Origin of the sequence: Sediminitomix flava, assembly GCF_003149185.1 — a bacterium.
In the GTDB taxonomy this organism is placed as follows: Bacteria; Bacteroidota; Bacteroidia; order Cytophagales; family Flammeovirgaceae; genus Sediminitomix; species Sediminitomix flava.
Genome location: NZ_QGDO01000001.1, coordinates 547,562 through 564,490, shown reverse-complemented (window position 1 = coordinate 564,490; position 16,929 = coordinate 547,562). Strand labels below are relative to the sequence as shown.

The window sequence follows — 16,929 nt, the reverse complement described above, 5'->3', positions numbered from 1 at the left end:
ACATTAATAAATACAATGAACAATTTACTTACTGAATACTCTATTTGGTTTATTCCTTTATGTTTTCTGATGGGCTTTGCATTATCTTATCTGTTGTATCGGAAAAATTCTCCTTGGAGTAAAAAAGTGAATTATTCTTTAATGGGAGTACGTACATTACTATTTACAGCGCTGTTTTTTTTAATGTTGGGGCCTTTTGTTAAGCTAGAAACACAGGATTATGAAAAGCCTGTATTAGTTTTTGCTGTAGATAATTCAACTTCAATACCCCTAGTTGTCGACTCTGTAAAAATATCTGAAAGTTTAAATAGTCTGGATGAAATAGTTGAAGAATTAAAAGATGAAGGTTATGATATTCAGTTTAAAAACCTTGAATGGGATGAGGAGCTAGAAAGTGCGAAAGAAATCTCTTTTGATAAGCAACAGACGAATTTACATGACCTGTTAGAAAAAGTACAAAATGTATATGAAAATAGAAATTTAGCAGGAACGGTCCTTTTGTCTGATGGGATTTATAATCAAGGCTTTTCTCCTGAATACTCACCTTATCGAATGAATATCCACACCTTGGCAATAGGAGATACAATGTCAAAAGCGGATATAAAAGTAAAGTCAATTCTATCTAATAGAGTAGCTTATAAAGACAACAAATTTCCTATTGTTGCAGAAGTGGAGAATAAAGGCTTCGAAAATCAGAGTACCAAAATAGAACTGATTCATAAAGGAAAAGTATTAGATAAGAAAGTTGTCAAATTTTCTAAAGATGAGGATATCCAACAGTTTGAGTTTTTGGCGAATGCGACAGAAAAAGGGACACAGCATTTCAAAGTGAGGATTAGTGCATTGGATGAAGAATTTACTGCTGAAAATAATTCAAAAGACCTTTACATCGATATTTTAGAAGGAAGGGAAAAGATATTGTTGGTTGCATCAGCTCCACATCCAGATATTAAAGCTTTAAAAAGTGCAATCGAAAAAGATAAAAACTTGGAATTGATTGTATGGATTCCTGGAATGAAAGCTTTAAAACCTGATTTTTTTGATAAAGAGAAGTTTGACTTGGCAATTCTACATCAAGTACCTTCTATTGGTGGGAAGGGACGAGATATTCTCGATAAAATTAAGAAGAAAAATATTCCTTGCTGGTACATACTTGGTAGCCAATCAGATTTTACTTATTTCCAGAAAAGTGGAACTCCTATTCATCTTAGAACTGCTAATCGCAATTTTGATAAAGTAACTCCGAGTGTGAATAGTAACTTTTCATCTTTTAGTATGGATGAAGAAAATAAAGTGCTTTTAGGGAAGTTACCCCCTGTAAATGTGCCTTTTGGAAATATTGAAGTAGATAAAGGAAGTAATGTGCTTTTATACCAAAGAGTTGGAAATATCGTGACTAAAAAACCTCTTTTAGTAGTCAATGAAGTACAAGCAGAAAAATCTGCAGTAATGCTAGGAGAAGGACTTTGGATGTGGAGACTCCATGAGTATTCATTGACTCAAAAACATAAAGCTTTTGATAATCTGATTAGTAAAACCGTACAATATCTTTCTACTAAAGAAGATAAGCGCAAGTTTAGAGTTTTTACTCAAGAAGCTGAATACCTAGATTCTGATGATGTTCATTTTGATACAGAAGTATACAATGATATTTATGAAAGGGTATATGGACAAACTATAGAATTAAACATTGCAGATGAAAATGAACAAAACTATAGTTATTCTTATGTAAACTCGAAAGGAAGTAATCGATTTACTGTAAAAGATTTACCTCAAGGGATTTATACTTTTACAGCGAATAGTAATTTGAATGGTAAAACTGAAATTGCAAGAGGTCAATTCACTGTTAAGTCTATTAACTTGGAGGCATCACAAACCTCAGCTAATTTCAATGCGCTCAAAAATATCTCACTCCAAAATAATGGGGAGTTTCACGAGGTGAAAGATATAGAACAACTTAAGACTTATCTAATTCAAAATAAACCTGCCGATATTATCCATACACATGAGGATTTTATGGAAATCATCGGCCTTGAATGGTTGTTGGCTGTTATCGTTTTGTTGGCTACAATGGAGTGGTTTACTCGGAAGGTGCAAGGAGGGTATTAGTTTTAGCGATGAGTTTAAAAAGTTATACAAGATATATCGTAAACTAAAAAAGCAAGGGAGCATAATCCCTTGCTTTTTTAGTTTACGGAGTAGTTAATACAAATTCAGATCTTCTATTTATTAGGTGTGCAGTGCTTGAACACTTTATATTGTTTTCGCATTCATTTAAAAGCTCTTTTTCACCTATGCCCAATGCTAAGATATTTTGAGCAGGAAGCCCTTTTTTGATCAATAATTTTTTTATTTCATCAGCTCTTTTTTGTGATAGAGTTAAGTTATAATCATCGCTGCCTCTTGAGTCTGTGTGATTTCTAATTTCAATACTCATGTCTGGGTGATCATCCAGTATTTCTTTTAAAAGAGTGATATATCTAGCATCAGTATTTGCAATTTCTTTATCGTTAAGATGAAATTTGAAATTAGGTAAAAGGTAAGGTGTATTAAAGTGAATGCGCTCTATTTTAAATTCCAAGTCAATATTTGTATTTGGAGTTAAATCGTAGGTGAGAACAGATTTCTCTAATGAGAAAAGGTGCATAGGTTTACTGCCTTGAATTTTGTATTCGGCGAGATCATTTAAAGTTACCTTAAAATCTCCATTTTTTCCTGTAACAAGAGAGATTTTGGATTGATCTTTGGTATTTAAGATTAGCACTGATACACCCTGCACCCTTTTGCCTGTGTCTTTGTCAATAAAAACACCTTTTACAATGAATTTATTGGCTCGATTACTCGCATTTAGGGCAAATGAAGGGAGAAGAATCAGAAAGATAAATAAGAGTAAATGATTACCTAGTAGATTTCTGAAACAGCTCATTATCTGATTAATAATTTCAATTTAGTATTAACTGACAAAAACTAAATTACAAATAAAATCAATGTATCTCTATTAAATTTTTATTGGAAGGATACATGAGATTAAATATTTACAATCGAGGAATCTATAAGTGAAAACTTACATTATTTGTCAATCAATGTTAGCGCAAACTTAAATATCTGAAACTAAATTATGATTGACAGGAATATATTTCTTGTTTTCTTTTTTTTACTTACTTCAAACCACTTTTCGCCATTACTAGGACAACAAAGAGTAAAGGTGAAAGGGGCTATTCTTACAGCTCAAAACAAATCACTTCGAAAGGTAGAGCTTGATATATTTAAAGTATCCGAAGATCAAAAGCTTGAATTTCAAATACACAAACAGATCAAACTATTGAAAAATTCAATGTTTGAGTTCTCTTTAGATAAAGGATGTACCTATGCTTTTCGTTTTTATAAGAACCAATATTACACTACTCCAAGCATAATCTATCTTCCATCATCATCTTCAACTGATGATCAAGTGATGTTAAATGTGTTTTTGGAACCAAAAAATCTCATAAAGCAACATTTTATCATTAAAAGTGAAGAAGGTCAAGACATCAGTAAAGAGACTACTGTTCGTGTTCTAAATAAGATTTCTAATGAAAAATTGTATTTAAAACTAGATAGTCTTAATCCTATTTTACTTGAACCTGCTATAGATTACGAATTTGAGTTTAGTCACTCCTCTCATTCATCTAAGAAAACTGAATTGAAAATTTCAGAAGATGATAATACCCCCATTGAAGTTAGTTTGAAAAGTCGTTCAGAAAAACTTAGGTTAAAAGAATTTTTCTTTGCCGTAAATAAATGGGAGTTACAATTAGATCGAGTTTATGAACTAACTAAACTGATCGATCAGCTGTTAGAAAACCCTTCACTCAATGTTCAGATTGTGTGTCATGAAGATGCTAGAGGTGATGATGATTATAACCTATGGTTATCAACAAAAAGAGCAGAAGCTGTTTCCTCATATTTAATCAAAAAAGGAATCACAGCAAATCGTATTATTGCATTCGGAAAAGGAGAGCAAGAGCTTGTAAATGAATGTAGTAATGGGATAAGGTGCTCTAATGAAAAGCATAAGGAGAATCAAAGAATAGAGATTGAGCTTTTTTTACCTTAATGAAATTTATTCTTAAAGGAATTCTACCTTTAAATTTATATCTTAGTTCTTCAATCTAAGTATTTCTATGATTTTTGAGTTTGAGTTATCCGAATATTTTATGGGTGATAAGCTAGATGAAAGTCTAGCGAATGGTTGGTTTAGAGACGGAAATATGCTTTCAAGGTATGAGCTAATTTACTTCAAAAGAAAAGTAAATGCAGTTGTACCTTTGCGAGTTGATTTGGATGATTATCAATTTTCTAAAGGGCAAAGAAAATTGCTTCAAAAAAATAATAGAAAATTTAGAACGGTAATTCGCCCTTTTTCACTTTCGGCTGAAAAAGAGGAACTATACCAAATGCATAAAAACCGCTTCGATGAAGCTTCCCCTCCAACATTATACCGTTACTTTTTTGATGAAGTACATAAAGCTGTTTTTGATACATGGGAGTTTTGTGTTTATGATGGTGATAAACTAATAGCAGCCAGTTTTGTAGACTTAGGAAAAGAGTCAATTTGTAGTATTCTTGCTGTATTTCATCCTGACTATGGACAATATAGTTTAGGGATGTATACCATCTTTTTAGAACTTCAATATGCGGAATCTAAGGGATTGAAATTTTATTATCCCGGATATATTTTTGATCAACCTTCTATTTTTGATTATAAAAAAAGATTGAAAAACCTATATTTCTATGATTGGAGAGGAGGGTGGCATAAAATTGAAGACTTGCCTCACAAAGAAACTATACGTGAAAAGTTAATTAGCGAATTATCATCCATTCAAGACTTTTTACTAGAATCATATCATTTAAGACTTAGACAAAAGGATAATCCTGCATTTTTTTCACATGTATGGCACAATTCATTCCATATAGCAAATGTGATTAAGAGTCCTATTTACTTAGAAAAGAAAACTAAGTGGGGGCACCGTATTTCGGTAGAATATTTATCAACTAAAGATGTATTCCTTCTTTCTCCACACAGTGATGGTGAAGATCATTTTGTTTCAAAGGATAAAACTGATGTTGGTAAAGAACTGATAAAGGTTATTCAAACTGTTGAGCGTGAAGAGGAAATTAGTGTTTTTGCATTACAGGCAATAGAAACTCTTCTACAACATGAAGGTGAGTTCTCGTCAGAGTTATTTTTACAAGCAGATACAACTTCTATAAGAAACTTCCTTTATTTAGAGTTCGCTGGGAAGTATAATGATTTCAGAGTAGGTTATGATACGAATGAAGGCTTTTACAGTTTATCGTATTTCGTGGACTTTGAAGAAGATGAATTGATTTGTGACTCTGTTTATCCTGAAGAAATTGTGGAAATGATTTTGAAGTGTATTGATCAAAAGAATTTTGAAGGACTTGATTTTATCTAGTTAATTAACTTCGTAAGTGTCAAGTAAATAGTCTTTGATGTGTTTTCTGACTTCCATACCAGAGAGGTTTTGGAAGATTTTTCCATTCTTGACAAAAGATAATTGGCCTGTTTCTTCTGAAACAACTAATACTACAGCACTAGAGGTTTCGGTTAGTCCAATTGCAGCTCTGTGTCTAAGGCCAAGAGTAGCAGAGATATTCGGATTTTCAGATACAGGTAAAATACAACGAGCAGCGACTAGTCTATTGTTGTAAATAACAGCACCTCCATCATGTAGTGGGCTATTCTTGAAAAAGACAGAAAGTAGTAATCTTTTTGATAATTGAGCATCTAATAAGTCTCCTGTCTCTGTGACTGATGGTAAATCATCTTCTTTGCTTAATACAATTAATGCTCCTGTATTTGTCTTTCCCATCTCTCTCATAGCATCAACTATAGGAGTTGCTTCAAAAAGCTTTTTATCAGATTTTCCACCAAACCTTAGAGACCTTATAAGGGGAAGGTTATCAAATTCAGTATGTCGGCCAATAAACAGTAAAAACTTTCGAATTTCTTGCTGAAATAATATGATAGCAGCTAACACCCCAACTTCCATGAACTGACCGAGAATTTCAGTCAAAAGGCCCATGTTTGTAGCGCGTACAACTAAATAAATTAAATATACAGATAAGAAACCAACGAAAATTTTTAATGCAATACTCTTACGGATCAACTTGTATAGATTAAACAACAAGATGGTCACTAAAAGAATATCAATTATATCAATGATATTGACTTCTAAGAATCCAATTGAAAACAACAGCATCAGCTACCAAAAATATCTACTTCTATGTCTTACAAATGTAGTATTTAATTTGGGGTTTGACTCCAAATTACTTCTATAATTAATAAAATTAGCAAAAGAATTAGTGTAAAAGGTCAATCACTTGTTTCGCTTCTTTTACATCATGAACTCTTAAAATTTTGGCTCCATTCAAAATAGCTTTGGTATTCAGGACGGTAGTTCCATTTAAAGCTTCATCAGCAGTAATACCTAATTTTTTCCATATCATAGACTTTCTACTTACCCCAGCTAAGATAGGAAGGTTAAAAATTTGTAGAGCCTCCATTTGATCCAGCAGTTGATAGTTTTGTTCAATATTTTTGGCAAAACCAAAACCAGGATCTAAGATGAGATCTTTTCCTCCAGCTAAATAGAACTTCTCAGATTGACTTTTAAAGAAGTCCAAGATGTCAAAAACCAAGTTGTTATAATCAGTCTTTTGCATCATATTTTGTGGATTTCCCTTCATATGCATCATGATATAAGGTAATCCTAAAGAAGAGACAGTTGAAAACATATCTTTGTCAAGTGTGCCTCCTGAGATGTCATTAATAATATCTGCACCATATTCTGAAGCTCTTTTGGCAACAATTGACCTGAAAGTATCAATAGAACAAATAGTATTGGGAAAATGCGTTTTTATACTTTTGAGAGCTGAAATAACCCTTTCTATTTCCTCTTCAACTGGTACTTCTTTTGCGCCAGGTCTAGATGAGTATCCTCCTATATCAAGAATTTTAGCTCCATCATTAATCATCTTTTCTGCTTTCTCTAGTATCACTTTTTCATTGTTCAGTCGACTTCCAGAAAAAAAAGAATCGGGAGTAATATTTAATATACCCATGACAACAGGTTCTTTTAAAGAGAAAAGTTGCCCTCTAATATTTATAAAATCCTGTGAATTAGGAGAATGAATTTTCACGGTAAAAATATGATTTTAGACTAAATTTTGAGGAATTGAATTATATAATGCGAACAAGTCCTCTAAGGGTTTCCTTTTTAAAAAAGGACTTGTAAATTTAGATACTTCTAACTGAAAATTCAGCAATAGATCAAATCATTTTATTCATGCACATTTTTTCATAGACTTGTAGTTTGAATTTTTTGATTGAAAAATATTTTAAAAACAAACATTTAAATACTTCGAAACTTTGAATACAACAACCAAGGAACAATTCCATCAAGTAGTTGGGCATTGTAGAACGTTATTTGAGAAAAAGACCATTGATTATGGGACTGCTTGGAGAATTTTAAGATTGCCTTCTATCACAGATCAAATTTTTATTAAAGCACAAAGAATTAGATCTATTCAAGACAAAGGAACACAACTTGTCGAAGATGATATCAGAGGGGAATTTATTGGTATTATTAATTATTGTCTGATGGCTTTGACCCAATTAGAGCTTAAAGATGATGAAAGGCTTGAATTAGGAGCTGAGGAAGTCATGAAATATTATGACAAACATGCAAAACAGACGCTTGATTTGATGTCTCAGAAGAATCATGATTATGGTGAAGCATGGAGAAGTATGCGAGTAAGTAGTATCACAGATATTATTTTGATGAAGCTACTTCGTGTCAAACAGATAGAAGATAATAGTGGAAAGACACTTGTTTCGGAAGGAATTGATGCAAACTATCAAGATATGATCAATTATGCTGTGTTTGCGTTGATTTTAGATGGTTTTTTAGATGAATAGAAATCCTTTATACAAAAGGATATAAAAAAATTGGTACATCGTACGTTATTAAATTATGTTGTCACGTATCATAAATACAGTTATATCTTGGGTTGTTGGAGCAACATTTATACTCTCTGGTATTATAAAGCTAAATGACCCTACAGGTACTGCTATAAAGTTGGAGGAATATTTTGAAGTTTTTAGTACTGACTTTTCTCCATTTTTTGAACACTTTGTACCTTATTCAATGCAGATGTCAATCTTCCTTTCTACTCTGGAAGTTTGTTTGGGTTTAGCATTGATTATTCAATACAGGAAAGTTTTTACCCTTTGGGGCTTATTTCTGATTTTATTATTCTTTGGTTTTCTGACTTTTTATTCAGCCCAATTTGATAAAGTGACAGATTGTGGGTGTTTTGGTGATGCAATTCCGCTCACGCCATGGGAATCGTTCTTTAAAGATTTGGCATTGTTAGTACTTACTGGCTATTTACTATTTCAAAAAAGAGAACGTTCTAATTATCAGAATGTGACAACTACTTCACTGATGTTGATTTGTCTTTCTGCATGTGTTGGTTCTGCTCTTTACAGTTTACAACATTTACCATTCAGGGATTTTAGACCTTATGCGGTAGGTTTAAACATTGAAAAGCAGATGTCTGGAAGTGTACCGTGTGAGCATGTTTATATTATGGAGAAAGATGGTGAGGAAGTCCAAATGAAAGAATATCCTTATCAAGATTCTTCATATATCTTTGTGGACATGAAAACAATCAATGAAGAGGATTGTATGCCTAAGATTACAGATTATTATATCTCTGATAGAGAAGGTAATGATGTAACTAGAGATACCTTTGAAGGACAAAAGTTGTTGATAATAATTGAAAGTGTAGCTAAGGCTAAAGAGTCTGAGAAAACACTAGCTCCTTTAGTTGATTTATTAGATAAATTACCTAAGGAGGTTGAGGCCATTGTATATACAGCAGACCCTGATCATATTGAGGCTTATTTAAACGATCATTCACTTAAAGTGAAATATTATATTGCAGACGGTACTTTACTAAAAGCTATGATTCGTTCAAATCCAGGCTTGATATTATTAAAAGATGCTGAGGTAATTAAAAAATGGCATGTAAATGATACGCCAAGCTTACCGAAGCTAGAGAAATTTCTAGTGAAAGAAGTAGTAAAATAACAAAGAATAAAAGGTAGTGTAATTCATAAATTACACTACCTTTTTTTTTCTCCTTTATTGATATAATTAAGAGCACTAGATAAGGATTTAGCCCCCTACTTTTTTTACTTTATACCCATCCTCTTTTAGAATCAAGAAGATCTTTTCTCTGAAATCACCTTGAATAAGAATTTCACCATCTTTTGTATTACCTCCAACACCACATTTAGTTTTGAGGGTTTTACCTAAGGACTTTAGATCTTCGTCTTGTCCTATAAAACCAGTAACAAGAGTAACTGCTTTACCTTTCCTTCCCTTTGAGTCAAGCATTACTTTTAAATTTTGCTGTTGAGGAGGTAGTGTTTCTATGGATTCTTCATCATCATACTCATATTCAAAATCTGGATTAGTAGAAAAAACCATCCCTAATCTATCTTTCCAATCACCTTGATCTGTTTTATCTTTTTTACGTCCCATATTACATTGAATCTTCTATTCTTTAAGCTATGAACTTTTAAAATTAGAAAATAATCCCCAATTATTTCTTTTCAAGAAATGTGGAATTATTGAATAGGCTGGACTACGAGAAACTCAAGGATGTATAAGAAGTCAATTAGTATTTTTTGTAGTTACTTTCTTTAGATTTCTTTTCAAGGAATGAGTTTATATCTAAAAGAATTGCAATTAGAAAAATAATCCCAAACCCTATACTCGCACCAAGAATACCATAAGTAGGTCTTGAATATGATTTGCTGTAAAAGGCATTAAAAGGTGTTATAAACTGAATTTTTTCAGTAAGGTAAAGTTCTGATGAAATTTCATTCAATTGTTGTGTAAGCGCTAAATCTTTATCTAATAAAATAACTGGTATATCTTCATTTTTTAAAGATGACTTACCATTGTCCATCATTATACGAACTGCAGAGTCATCAATTTCACCTGCTTTTTCTTTTTCAATACGAACTTTTATAGCTTCACTTAAAGTTCCTCTAAGTTTATTGATTTCTACAAGTTGATTTTCAATCAGTGCTTTCTCTTTGAGCAAACCATTTTTATTGATCTCAAACTCTTTAACTAAATATTCATTGTTTTCTAAGTAAGTCTTTAATGCAGACTGAATTTTAGTAGGTTCTAACAATTCATTATAAGTAGAAATATTTACTTTAAAGATTTCTTCATTAACTAAATCGTATCTAATCAATGAGTCTTTAATGATTAGTGTTTCTTCATTGGCTCCATATTGTTCGTATATGTTGTTGGCAGAATTAAAACCTTGAGCTGTTATAGATTTAAGACTTATCGCTTCACTATCTTCTAAATTTAGAACCTTTGCTAAAGAAATCGGGTCTGAACATAGTTTGTCTAGTTTGTCAATTTCATTAAGAAAATTAGCACCTTTTAGAAATGTTGATTTTATAGTTGCTTCACTTTCATATGAAGTGTAAGTGATAAAGTTAAATGAGATCCCTATACCTAACCCAACTAGCATTGCTGGTATAATAAACTTATACCAGTTGAGGCAAAACTTTCTAAAGTAAATCAAAATTGCTAAGAAGAAATTTCCGATACTACTAGATAGCCCTTGTATCCCTCTTCCAATAGATGAAAATACTTCCATCAAGTCAATTTCATCTTCATTTTGAGACTTATTTTCCTTACTTTTTTGTTGATCGTTCATCTTATTTGGTATGTGAATTTGCTTGTAAATGTGATTGTTATTTTCTCTTGTTATAGTTAGGAGGTTAGCCCCAAAATATAATTTAGAGCATTAATATAAGACCCATTTGACTGAAGAAATGAAATGAATGTTGGGTATTGTTAACATTGTTTCTGGATATAATGATAACCTAGTTCAAGATTGAATCTAAAAGTGAATTCGGAAACCTGAATCATAGAAATAGATTCTCAGATTGACTTACTAAAATTAGTTGCCTAGCTAAATCCTTGTTTTAATCGTGTAATGTGAAGTGGCTTATTTTTATGAATCATAAACTAAGATTTCATTTTAATTGTAAATATATAGAGGGAGGGAGAACAGGTTATTCTATTATGTTCTTAGAAAATCATAATAATTTACATGAGTTCAAAGTCAATTAATTCAATAAAGATGAATTACTTGTACCTTTTCTTGAATGGTAATTACCTGTTTTGAATCCTTTGTATATTGATATAGATCAATCACAAATTGAGGACTATAGGATTGTAATGAAAGAAGATAAATTGGATATTTCGAACGAGATCATGTTAAATGGAAGTGGTACGCAAAGAGGATTATTTTTCTTCTTTTCTATCATTGGAATGTTATGTGGCTACTTTGCGATCTCATTAGACTGGACAGTGTTAATTAATATAGTTTTAGGCTTATTTTCTTCCTTTTTCTTAGTGCTTTCAGCTGATATCTTGTTTTTCAGTAAGCGAATGATTTCAGTTCATAATGGGAATGTGAGGATAAAAAAGGGAATTATATCTAAAACTCAAATCATACCTCTTTCAGAAATAGCTGAAGCTGAATTTACTTATAAGAAAAGATTTAAGGATGGAAAAGAGGTAAATCAGAGAAGAAAATTGAAATTATGTAATCTTCAAGAAATATTGAGGGAACATAAACCTGTTGGGTTAACTCTTTATTCGAAGTTAAATACTAGAATTGATATTAAGGCATATGAATATGAAGCTGATGATTTTATTTTCTTTTTGAAAGAATTTAAGTTAAGCTTTTCAGAGGCAACAGCAACTATTCAAGAGAAAGTCAAAAAGATCACTTCACAAACGGAAAAGTTAATCTTAAGTGATAAGGTTCTCATAAGAGATTTAGAACGTAACCTTCAAGATATACATTTATCTATCTATAGAAAACACCTTAGTATCTTTAGAAAGGATGCCTACAGTGAAGGAGTGATTTACCAAAGGCAACAAGAGGATGGACGCTTCTTATACTGTATGAATGAAGAATTTTTGGAAGGTGTTACGGAAGATATGATTGAAGCTGCTAAAAATTTAATACTATCTACTAAAGAAAATATAAAAGTTGTAAAGTCAAGGATAGTGACTTACGAACAAATTTTAGCAAAAATGAGAGTGATTAAAAGCACTCACGAGCAACGTCAAAAATTACAGAAAGCTACCGAAAAACTAAATCTGCTCCAGAAAAGAAATATCAATAGAAAACAAGATTTAGAAATGTTAGAGTCAAGTAGTGAGTTCCTTCATCAATTAGAACAACTTACTGAAAATATAAGTAATATTGATACTCTTCAAGAGTCTGAATTGATCAGAAATGAAATGAATTTATGGCAACATAATGATTTGACAAATCCTGATCTTCTGAAAGAGATTAATAATATTTTAGAAAGAACAAATGACTCTAATGATAATAAGTTAAAATAAAAAAAGTACAGTTTGAATATATTCAAACTGTACTTTTTTTTATTCTGGGAAAATTGAGTCCTAATATTCATCAGGGTTTTCAGCTTCTCTTTTTCTTCTTTCAAGAATTTCTTGTTTGAGCCTCATTAATTCTTTATCCTCTACTTTACCCGAACCCGAAGATGGTTGAGGTGTTGGTTGTGGAGACGGTGTGACTACTTTTGGTGCAGGAGGTGTAGCTGCCTTTTGAGGTATTGGTTTTGGCGCAGTCGAAGGTCTCATGTTGGTATTCGATCTAGACCTAGGATTCTTTTGTACAGATGAAGAAGGACTTTGTCTTTGTTGTGAACTTTGTCCAGACTGCTGCTTTCTATTGTCTTTATTTCGAGGATTACTTCCTTTTCTTTGAGTATGTCTTGGCTGAAGTTGTGCTCTTCTAGAGTTATTATTCCCTTGTCTAGATGATTGACGAGATGAAGACTTATTATCAGAGTTAGACTTCGTATTTGGTCTTTTCTGATTAAAGTAATCAGGGTCTTCTTCTATAATCTCACGTACATTTAGACGCCCATTTGCTAATACTTCAATATTTTTGATGATTGTCTCTGCTTCCATATTTTCCTTATGGAAAGATGAATAGAAAGATCTCATCAAACTATAGATTTGATATAAGCCTTCTTTCTGATTTTCAAGATCTTCTTCCTCAACAACAGAATCTATCATTATCTCAATGTTACGACCATAATGTCTGAATTTAAGACGATTTTGGTTGTAAACCATTTTCTCAGGTTTCTTATGGATTATTTCTGGAGAAGGCTTTGGGAAAGGTCCCTCAATTTCAAGATCGAAATCAGACATTACATGAAGATGATCCCAAATTCGTTGTTGGTTATCTTGATTATCTTTTACACTCGGATTTAATTGTTTCATCAATTCGATCAAAGTGTATGCATATTTTGTACGCTCTTCAGTTGTTTCAAGATTTGAAATATATTCAGCCAACATTTGAACATTACGTCCATATTCTTTAAGGATCAAATGAGGACGACTTGTATTATAGTTGTATGTTTTATCTTCTTCTCTTTCCATAATCCAAAATATCGTTAAGGGGTAATAATTACCGTTCAACAAAGTTAAGATATTTTACTTCCTTCTCCTAACAACTTTACTTACTCAAAAAAATAGGATTCGAATTAATTTTAATTCGAATCCTTAATCTAATCTTATATAAACTAAATTTTTTTAAAGCTTTAATCTAAAGAATCCGAAGGCAAGTGAAAATGTACTACCATTTCCTAAGTCAGCTATGTATGTACTAATATCTTGTGTAGCTATACCAGCTTCATATAAACCTTTTCGACCAATATAGGTGATACCCAGAGGTAAATTTATTTTTGCTCCGTTATTACCTCCCCAATTAACTCCTGTAGATAGCTTCCATATTTTTGAAGGCCTAAAATCACCTCCAATTGCATAATATGGAGCTGCAAGATTACCAGGTGCATCATTTTGTGGTAGAATGACATCCATTCCAATATGATAAAGTCTAAAGAACTCATAGCTTAGACCAAATCTTAACATGGTAGGAAGCTGAATAGTTAGTGTTTTTTGATCAAAAGGTTGAGTTTCAAAAGACTCTGAATCACCTCCAAAACCAAAATCTCCGTCTGTTACTAATAAATTATAGTTATTATAACCTAGGCCAATAAACTGCTGCAGTGTACCACTTGCATTAAATTGTCTAACATCTGCATCCCATGTAATTTCTCCTAAATTAGTGATAGAGGCACCCAATGAAAGATTTCTAAAAATTCTCATTTGAATCCCAAAATCAAGGCCAATGCCTCCTCCAATTGGAGTTGGGTTTGCGAGAAGTTGAGGTATTGTTTTATTTTCCTCAGGATTTAGAGCAATACCAGTTACATTGCCAGAATCGTTTCCAAATTGGATACCAAAAGAAGGCGAAAAAGCCATGTAATTTCTAGTTAACTCATTGTTTTCAGCTTTTATATCCAACATCATTAGTCCCATTAAATAACGAACTCCTGATCCTATATATAATTCAAAATCATATGAGTCAATTAACTGAACACCATAACTTAAGTTGAATTCTCTATACCAATTTGCTGAAATATGACTCCCATCTAAGACTTCGCCATAAGTCAAGGGGGTTATAGGACTATTATTATTGGTTAAACCATAACCTGATCTGACTATACTTTCAAATTGTTCATTTGTAAGTTGCGGGGCTGAGGAGTTTCCTGAAAATCTTGGGTTATCAATCACTTCACCAGATGATAATTCTAACTCTGGGAAAAATTGAGCGGCTGCACCTAGGAAAGCTAATTCTGTAGCATTTTCAGAGATATTAATATAAGTCGTGATTCGGTCTTTAATACCAAAACCTATTCCTCCCCATTTTTTTGGTAAACTTATACTCGTACCAAAAAGTAATATGTTTGCATTTACTGAATAATCAGTGTTAGAGAAAGCATCAACTGCTTTTACTTTATCCTCATAAGTGAATTGACTGTTTGCAGGTTTAAAAACAGAATTATACAAGTCTTGTCTATTTAATGCTTCCGCAAAAAAAGTAAGACTCGTTTCCATAGAACCAATAGTGATTTTAGGATCTCGAAAACTTTTTCTTATACCTAGATTGGCAGGATTTATGCCTAAACTTTGATAATCTGTAGCAAAAGTCGTAGCTACTCCACCACGACCACTAATAGCATATGAAGTCCCTTCTTGGGCCTTTGTTTTCGTAGAATGAAAAAATATTATTAAAAGTAGTAAAAGTATTAGGTGCTTCATTCTTGGGTAAATTACATTCATGCACACGTTTATGGGGGTAATTTAGTGATAAATAATTAGGATTTGTTTACATGTGTGAAAAATGTAAATATTATTTATCTAAATAGTGCTTTTTTGTTCTAGAAAGGTGAAGTTCGTTAGACTTTTAGAAGTTTTAGTAGGCTTTTATTTATAGAGCTTGAGGCTTGATAGTTCATATAAAATACAGTGAGTTATTTTAAGACTTAATCATATCATCATTTTTTAGGAACCGTTTATGGGAAATATTTTTGTAGCATTAGGGAAGGAAGTTTCTGAAGGACATGTCATGATTGGGAAAAATGCTAATCGTCCAATCAATGAGGGGCAAGCTTTAATCCGAATTCCAAGAGTTGATCATTTTGATAAAGAAGTTGAGTGTAGTTTTATATCTATACCTCAAGTTAGTTCAACTTACGAGATTATAATCAGTAAGCCTTATAAATTATGGGGTGCAGAGATGGGTATGAATGAGTTTGATTTAGCTGTAGCTTGTTCTGTTGTTGAAGGTAAAAATAAATTTCTTCAAAAAAATGATGGACTGACAGCTCAAGATATTAGCAGACTGATTTTAGAAAGGTGTTCAAATCCTCAAGAAGCTATCGCATTAGTTATTGAATTACTAGAAAAATATGGACAGGATGTAAATCAAGGTTCTGAAGCTTTTCCCGTTTATGGTAATGCTACTTTTGTGATTTCAAATGCAGAAGAAGCTTGGATAATTGAAACGGTAGGACACGAATGGATTTATAAAAGAATAAATCAGTTTCAAGTAATTTCTGATACTTATGTCATAGGGAAAGATTATGAAAAGCATTCTGAAAACCTTATCAGTTTAGCGAAGAAACTTAATGTACAAATTGATGATAATTTTTCTTTTAAAGAATCTTTTAATAGAAAATTAAATTTCCTTGAAAAGGACAATGCTAAAATCAAAGAAGAATTATTATCAAATAAACTAAGTGAAGCGCTCACTCCCCGTACAGGAATTGAACTTTTGAAATGTCATTTTAAGGAATCAAATTTTCACCCTGCTCGATCGTCTAATAAAGATTTTTGCTTACATGCCTCAGGAACAAAAAATGCTTGGCAAACAGCATCATCAATGTTAGTGGTTTTACGAAAGAATAGTCGCTCTACTTGTTGGATGACGGGAACATCATCGCCTTGTGTATCTATATTTAAACCATTTTTTATTCCTGGGAAAAATATATATCAAGGCTTATATGCAGAGCCTTCAAGGTTTTTAGATGATTCACTGTGGTGGAAAGCAGAAAATTTTATCAGAGAAGCAAACCTTAGATATCATAAGACTCAAAAAACATTTGGACCTCTGATCAGAAAGATTCAAGATGATTTTCTACTGAAAGAGCATAAACTTTTTGAAAAAGAGTCAATTGATGTTGAAAAAATGGATGCTCTAAGTGATGAGAGTTTACGAATTCATTCTAAACGAGTAATGGAATGGGCGTATGTGTTAAAAAAGGAGGGGAGGCCAATTAGTTTTAGATCGCCTTTGTATAACAGTTTCTTAGAAAAGAAAACTATAGAAGTTACACCATTAGCATAAATAAAAGGCTGTATCAGTATT

General features: G+C 32.1%; 14 protein-coding genes. 7 read left to right on the top strand and 7 right to left on the bottom strand.

All coding sequences use genetic code 11. The features are described 5' to 3' along the window. Window positions 1-15: 15 nt before the first annotated feature. The gene (locus BC781_RS02130) at window positions 16-2,109 is read left to right on the top strand and encodes a VWA domain-containing protein (RefSeq protein ID WP_146201605.1); all 2,094 of its coding nucleotides are present in this window, start codon (window positions 16-18) and stop codon (window positions 2,107-2,109) included. An 82-nt stretch (window positions 2,110-2,191) separates the two neighbouring features. On the opposite strand, the gene BC781_RS02125 is transcribed toward BC781_RS02130, so the two are convergent. Further along, window positions 2,192-2,926 carry an OmpA family protein gene (locus tag BC781_RS02125; RefSeq protein WP_109615599.1) on the bottom strand — a complete coding sequence of 245 codons (735 nt, stop codon included), beginning with the start codon at window positions 2,924-2,926 and terminating at the stop codon, window positions 2,192-2,194. Window positions 2,927-3,118: 192 nt separating this feature from the next. Here BC781_RS02125 and BC781_RS02120 point away from each other — a divergent pair, with 192 nt between their 5' ends. Then, complete coding sequence (locus tag BC781_RS02120; RefSeq protein WP_109615598.1) at window positions 3,119-4,096, top strand: OmpA family protein; 978 nt, start codon at window positions 3,119-3,121, stop codon at window positions 4,094-4,096. A 67-nt stretch (window positions 4,097-4,163) separates the two neighbouring features. Further along, window positions 4,164-5,459: a GNAT family N-acetyltransferase gene (locus tag BC781_RS02115; RefSeq protein ID WP_109615597.1), complete on the top strand. Its 1,296-nt coding sequence runs from the start codon at window positions 4,164-4,166 to the stop codon at window positions 5,457-5,459. Here the strand turns inward: BC781_RS02115 and cdaA are convergent, their stop codons facing one another. Beyond that, the gene (cdaA, locus tag BC781_RS02110; protein WP_109615596.1) at window positions 5,460-6,266 is read right to left on the bottom strand and encodes a diadenylate cyclase CdaA; all 807 of its coding nucleotides are present in this window, start codon (window positions 6,264-6,266) and stop codon (window positions 5,460-5,462) included. A 100-nt stretch (window positions 6,267-6,366) separates the two neighbouring features. Further along, window positions 6,367-7,128, bottom strand: a complete 762-nt coding sequence (folP, locus tag BC781_RS02105) for a dihydropteroate synthase (protein ID WP_109616561.1) — start codon at window positions 7,126-7,128, stop codon at window positions 6,367-6,369. 307 nt (window positions 7,129-7,435) lie between these two features. Between folP and BC781_RS02100 the strand changes: the two genes are divergently transcribed. Continuing rightward, a complete protein-coding gene (locus tag BC781_RS02100) occupies window positions 7,436-7,984 on the top strand; it encodes a DUF1599 domain-containing protein (RefSeq protein ID WP_109615595.1) in 549 nt (182 codons plus the stop codon). 55 nt (window positions 7,985-8,039) lie between these two features. Next, entirely contained in the window at window positions 8,040-9,161 is a 1,122-nt protein-coding gene (locus BC781_RS02095) for a BT_3928 family protein (RefSeq protein ID WP_109615594.1), read from the top strand. Window positions 9,162-9,248: 87 nt separating this feature from the next. Here BC781_RS02095 and BC781_RS02090 read toward each other — a convergent pair whose 3' ends face one another. Further along, window positions 9,249-9,617 (bottom strand): translation initiation factor, encoded by a 369-nt coding sequence (locus BC781_RS02090; protein ID WP_109615593.1) that lies wholly within the window; start codon window positions 9,615-9,617, stop codon window positions 9,249-9,251. 136 nt (window positions 9,618-9,753) lie between these two features. After that, window positions 9,754-10,758 (bottom strand): hypothetical protein, encoded by a 1,005-nt coding sequence (locus BC781_RS02085; protein WP_146201604.1) that lies wholly within the window; start codon window positions 10,756-10,758, stop codon window positions 9,754-9,756. Between the two features lie 623 nt (window positions 10,759-11,381). On the opposite strand from BC781_RS02085, the gene BC781_RS02080 reads away from it, so the two are divergent. Then, window positions 11,382-12,527, top strand: coding sequence for a hypothetical protein (locus BC781_RS02080; RefSeq protein ID WP_146201603.1), 1,146 nt, complete (start codon window positions 11,382-11,384; stop codon window positions 12,525-12,527). 60 nt (window positions 12,528-12,587) lie between these two features. Here the strand turns inward: BC781_RS02080 and BC781_RS02075 are convergent, their stop codons facing one another. Beyond that, on the bottom strand, window positions 12,588-13,595 hold the full coding sequence (locus BC781_RS02075; protein ID WP_109615590.1) for a DUF4290 domain-containing protein: 1,008 nt from the start codon (window positions 13,593-13,595) through the stop codon (window positions 12,588-12,590). A 153-nt stretch (window positions 13,596-13,748) separates the two neighbouring features. After that, a complete protein-coding gene (locus BC781_RS02070; RefSeq protein ID WP_146201602.1) occupies window positions 13,749-15,320 on the bottom strand; it encodes a DUF5723 family protein in 1,572 nt (523 codons plus the stop codon). 256 nt (window positions 15,321-15,576) lie between these two features. Here BC781_RS02070 and BC781_RS02065 point away from each other — a divergent pair, with 256 nt between their 5' ends. Further along, window positions 15,577-16,908: a C69 family dipeptidase gene (locus BC781_RS02065; RefSeq protein WP_109615588.1), complete on the top strand. Its 1,332-nt coding sequence runs from the start codon at window positions 15,577-15,579 to the stop codon at window positions 16,906-16,908. Window positions 16,909-16,929: the final 21 nt, after the last annotated feature.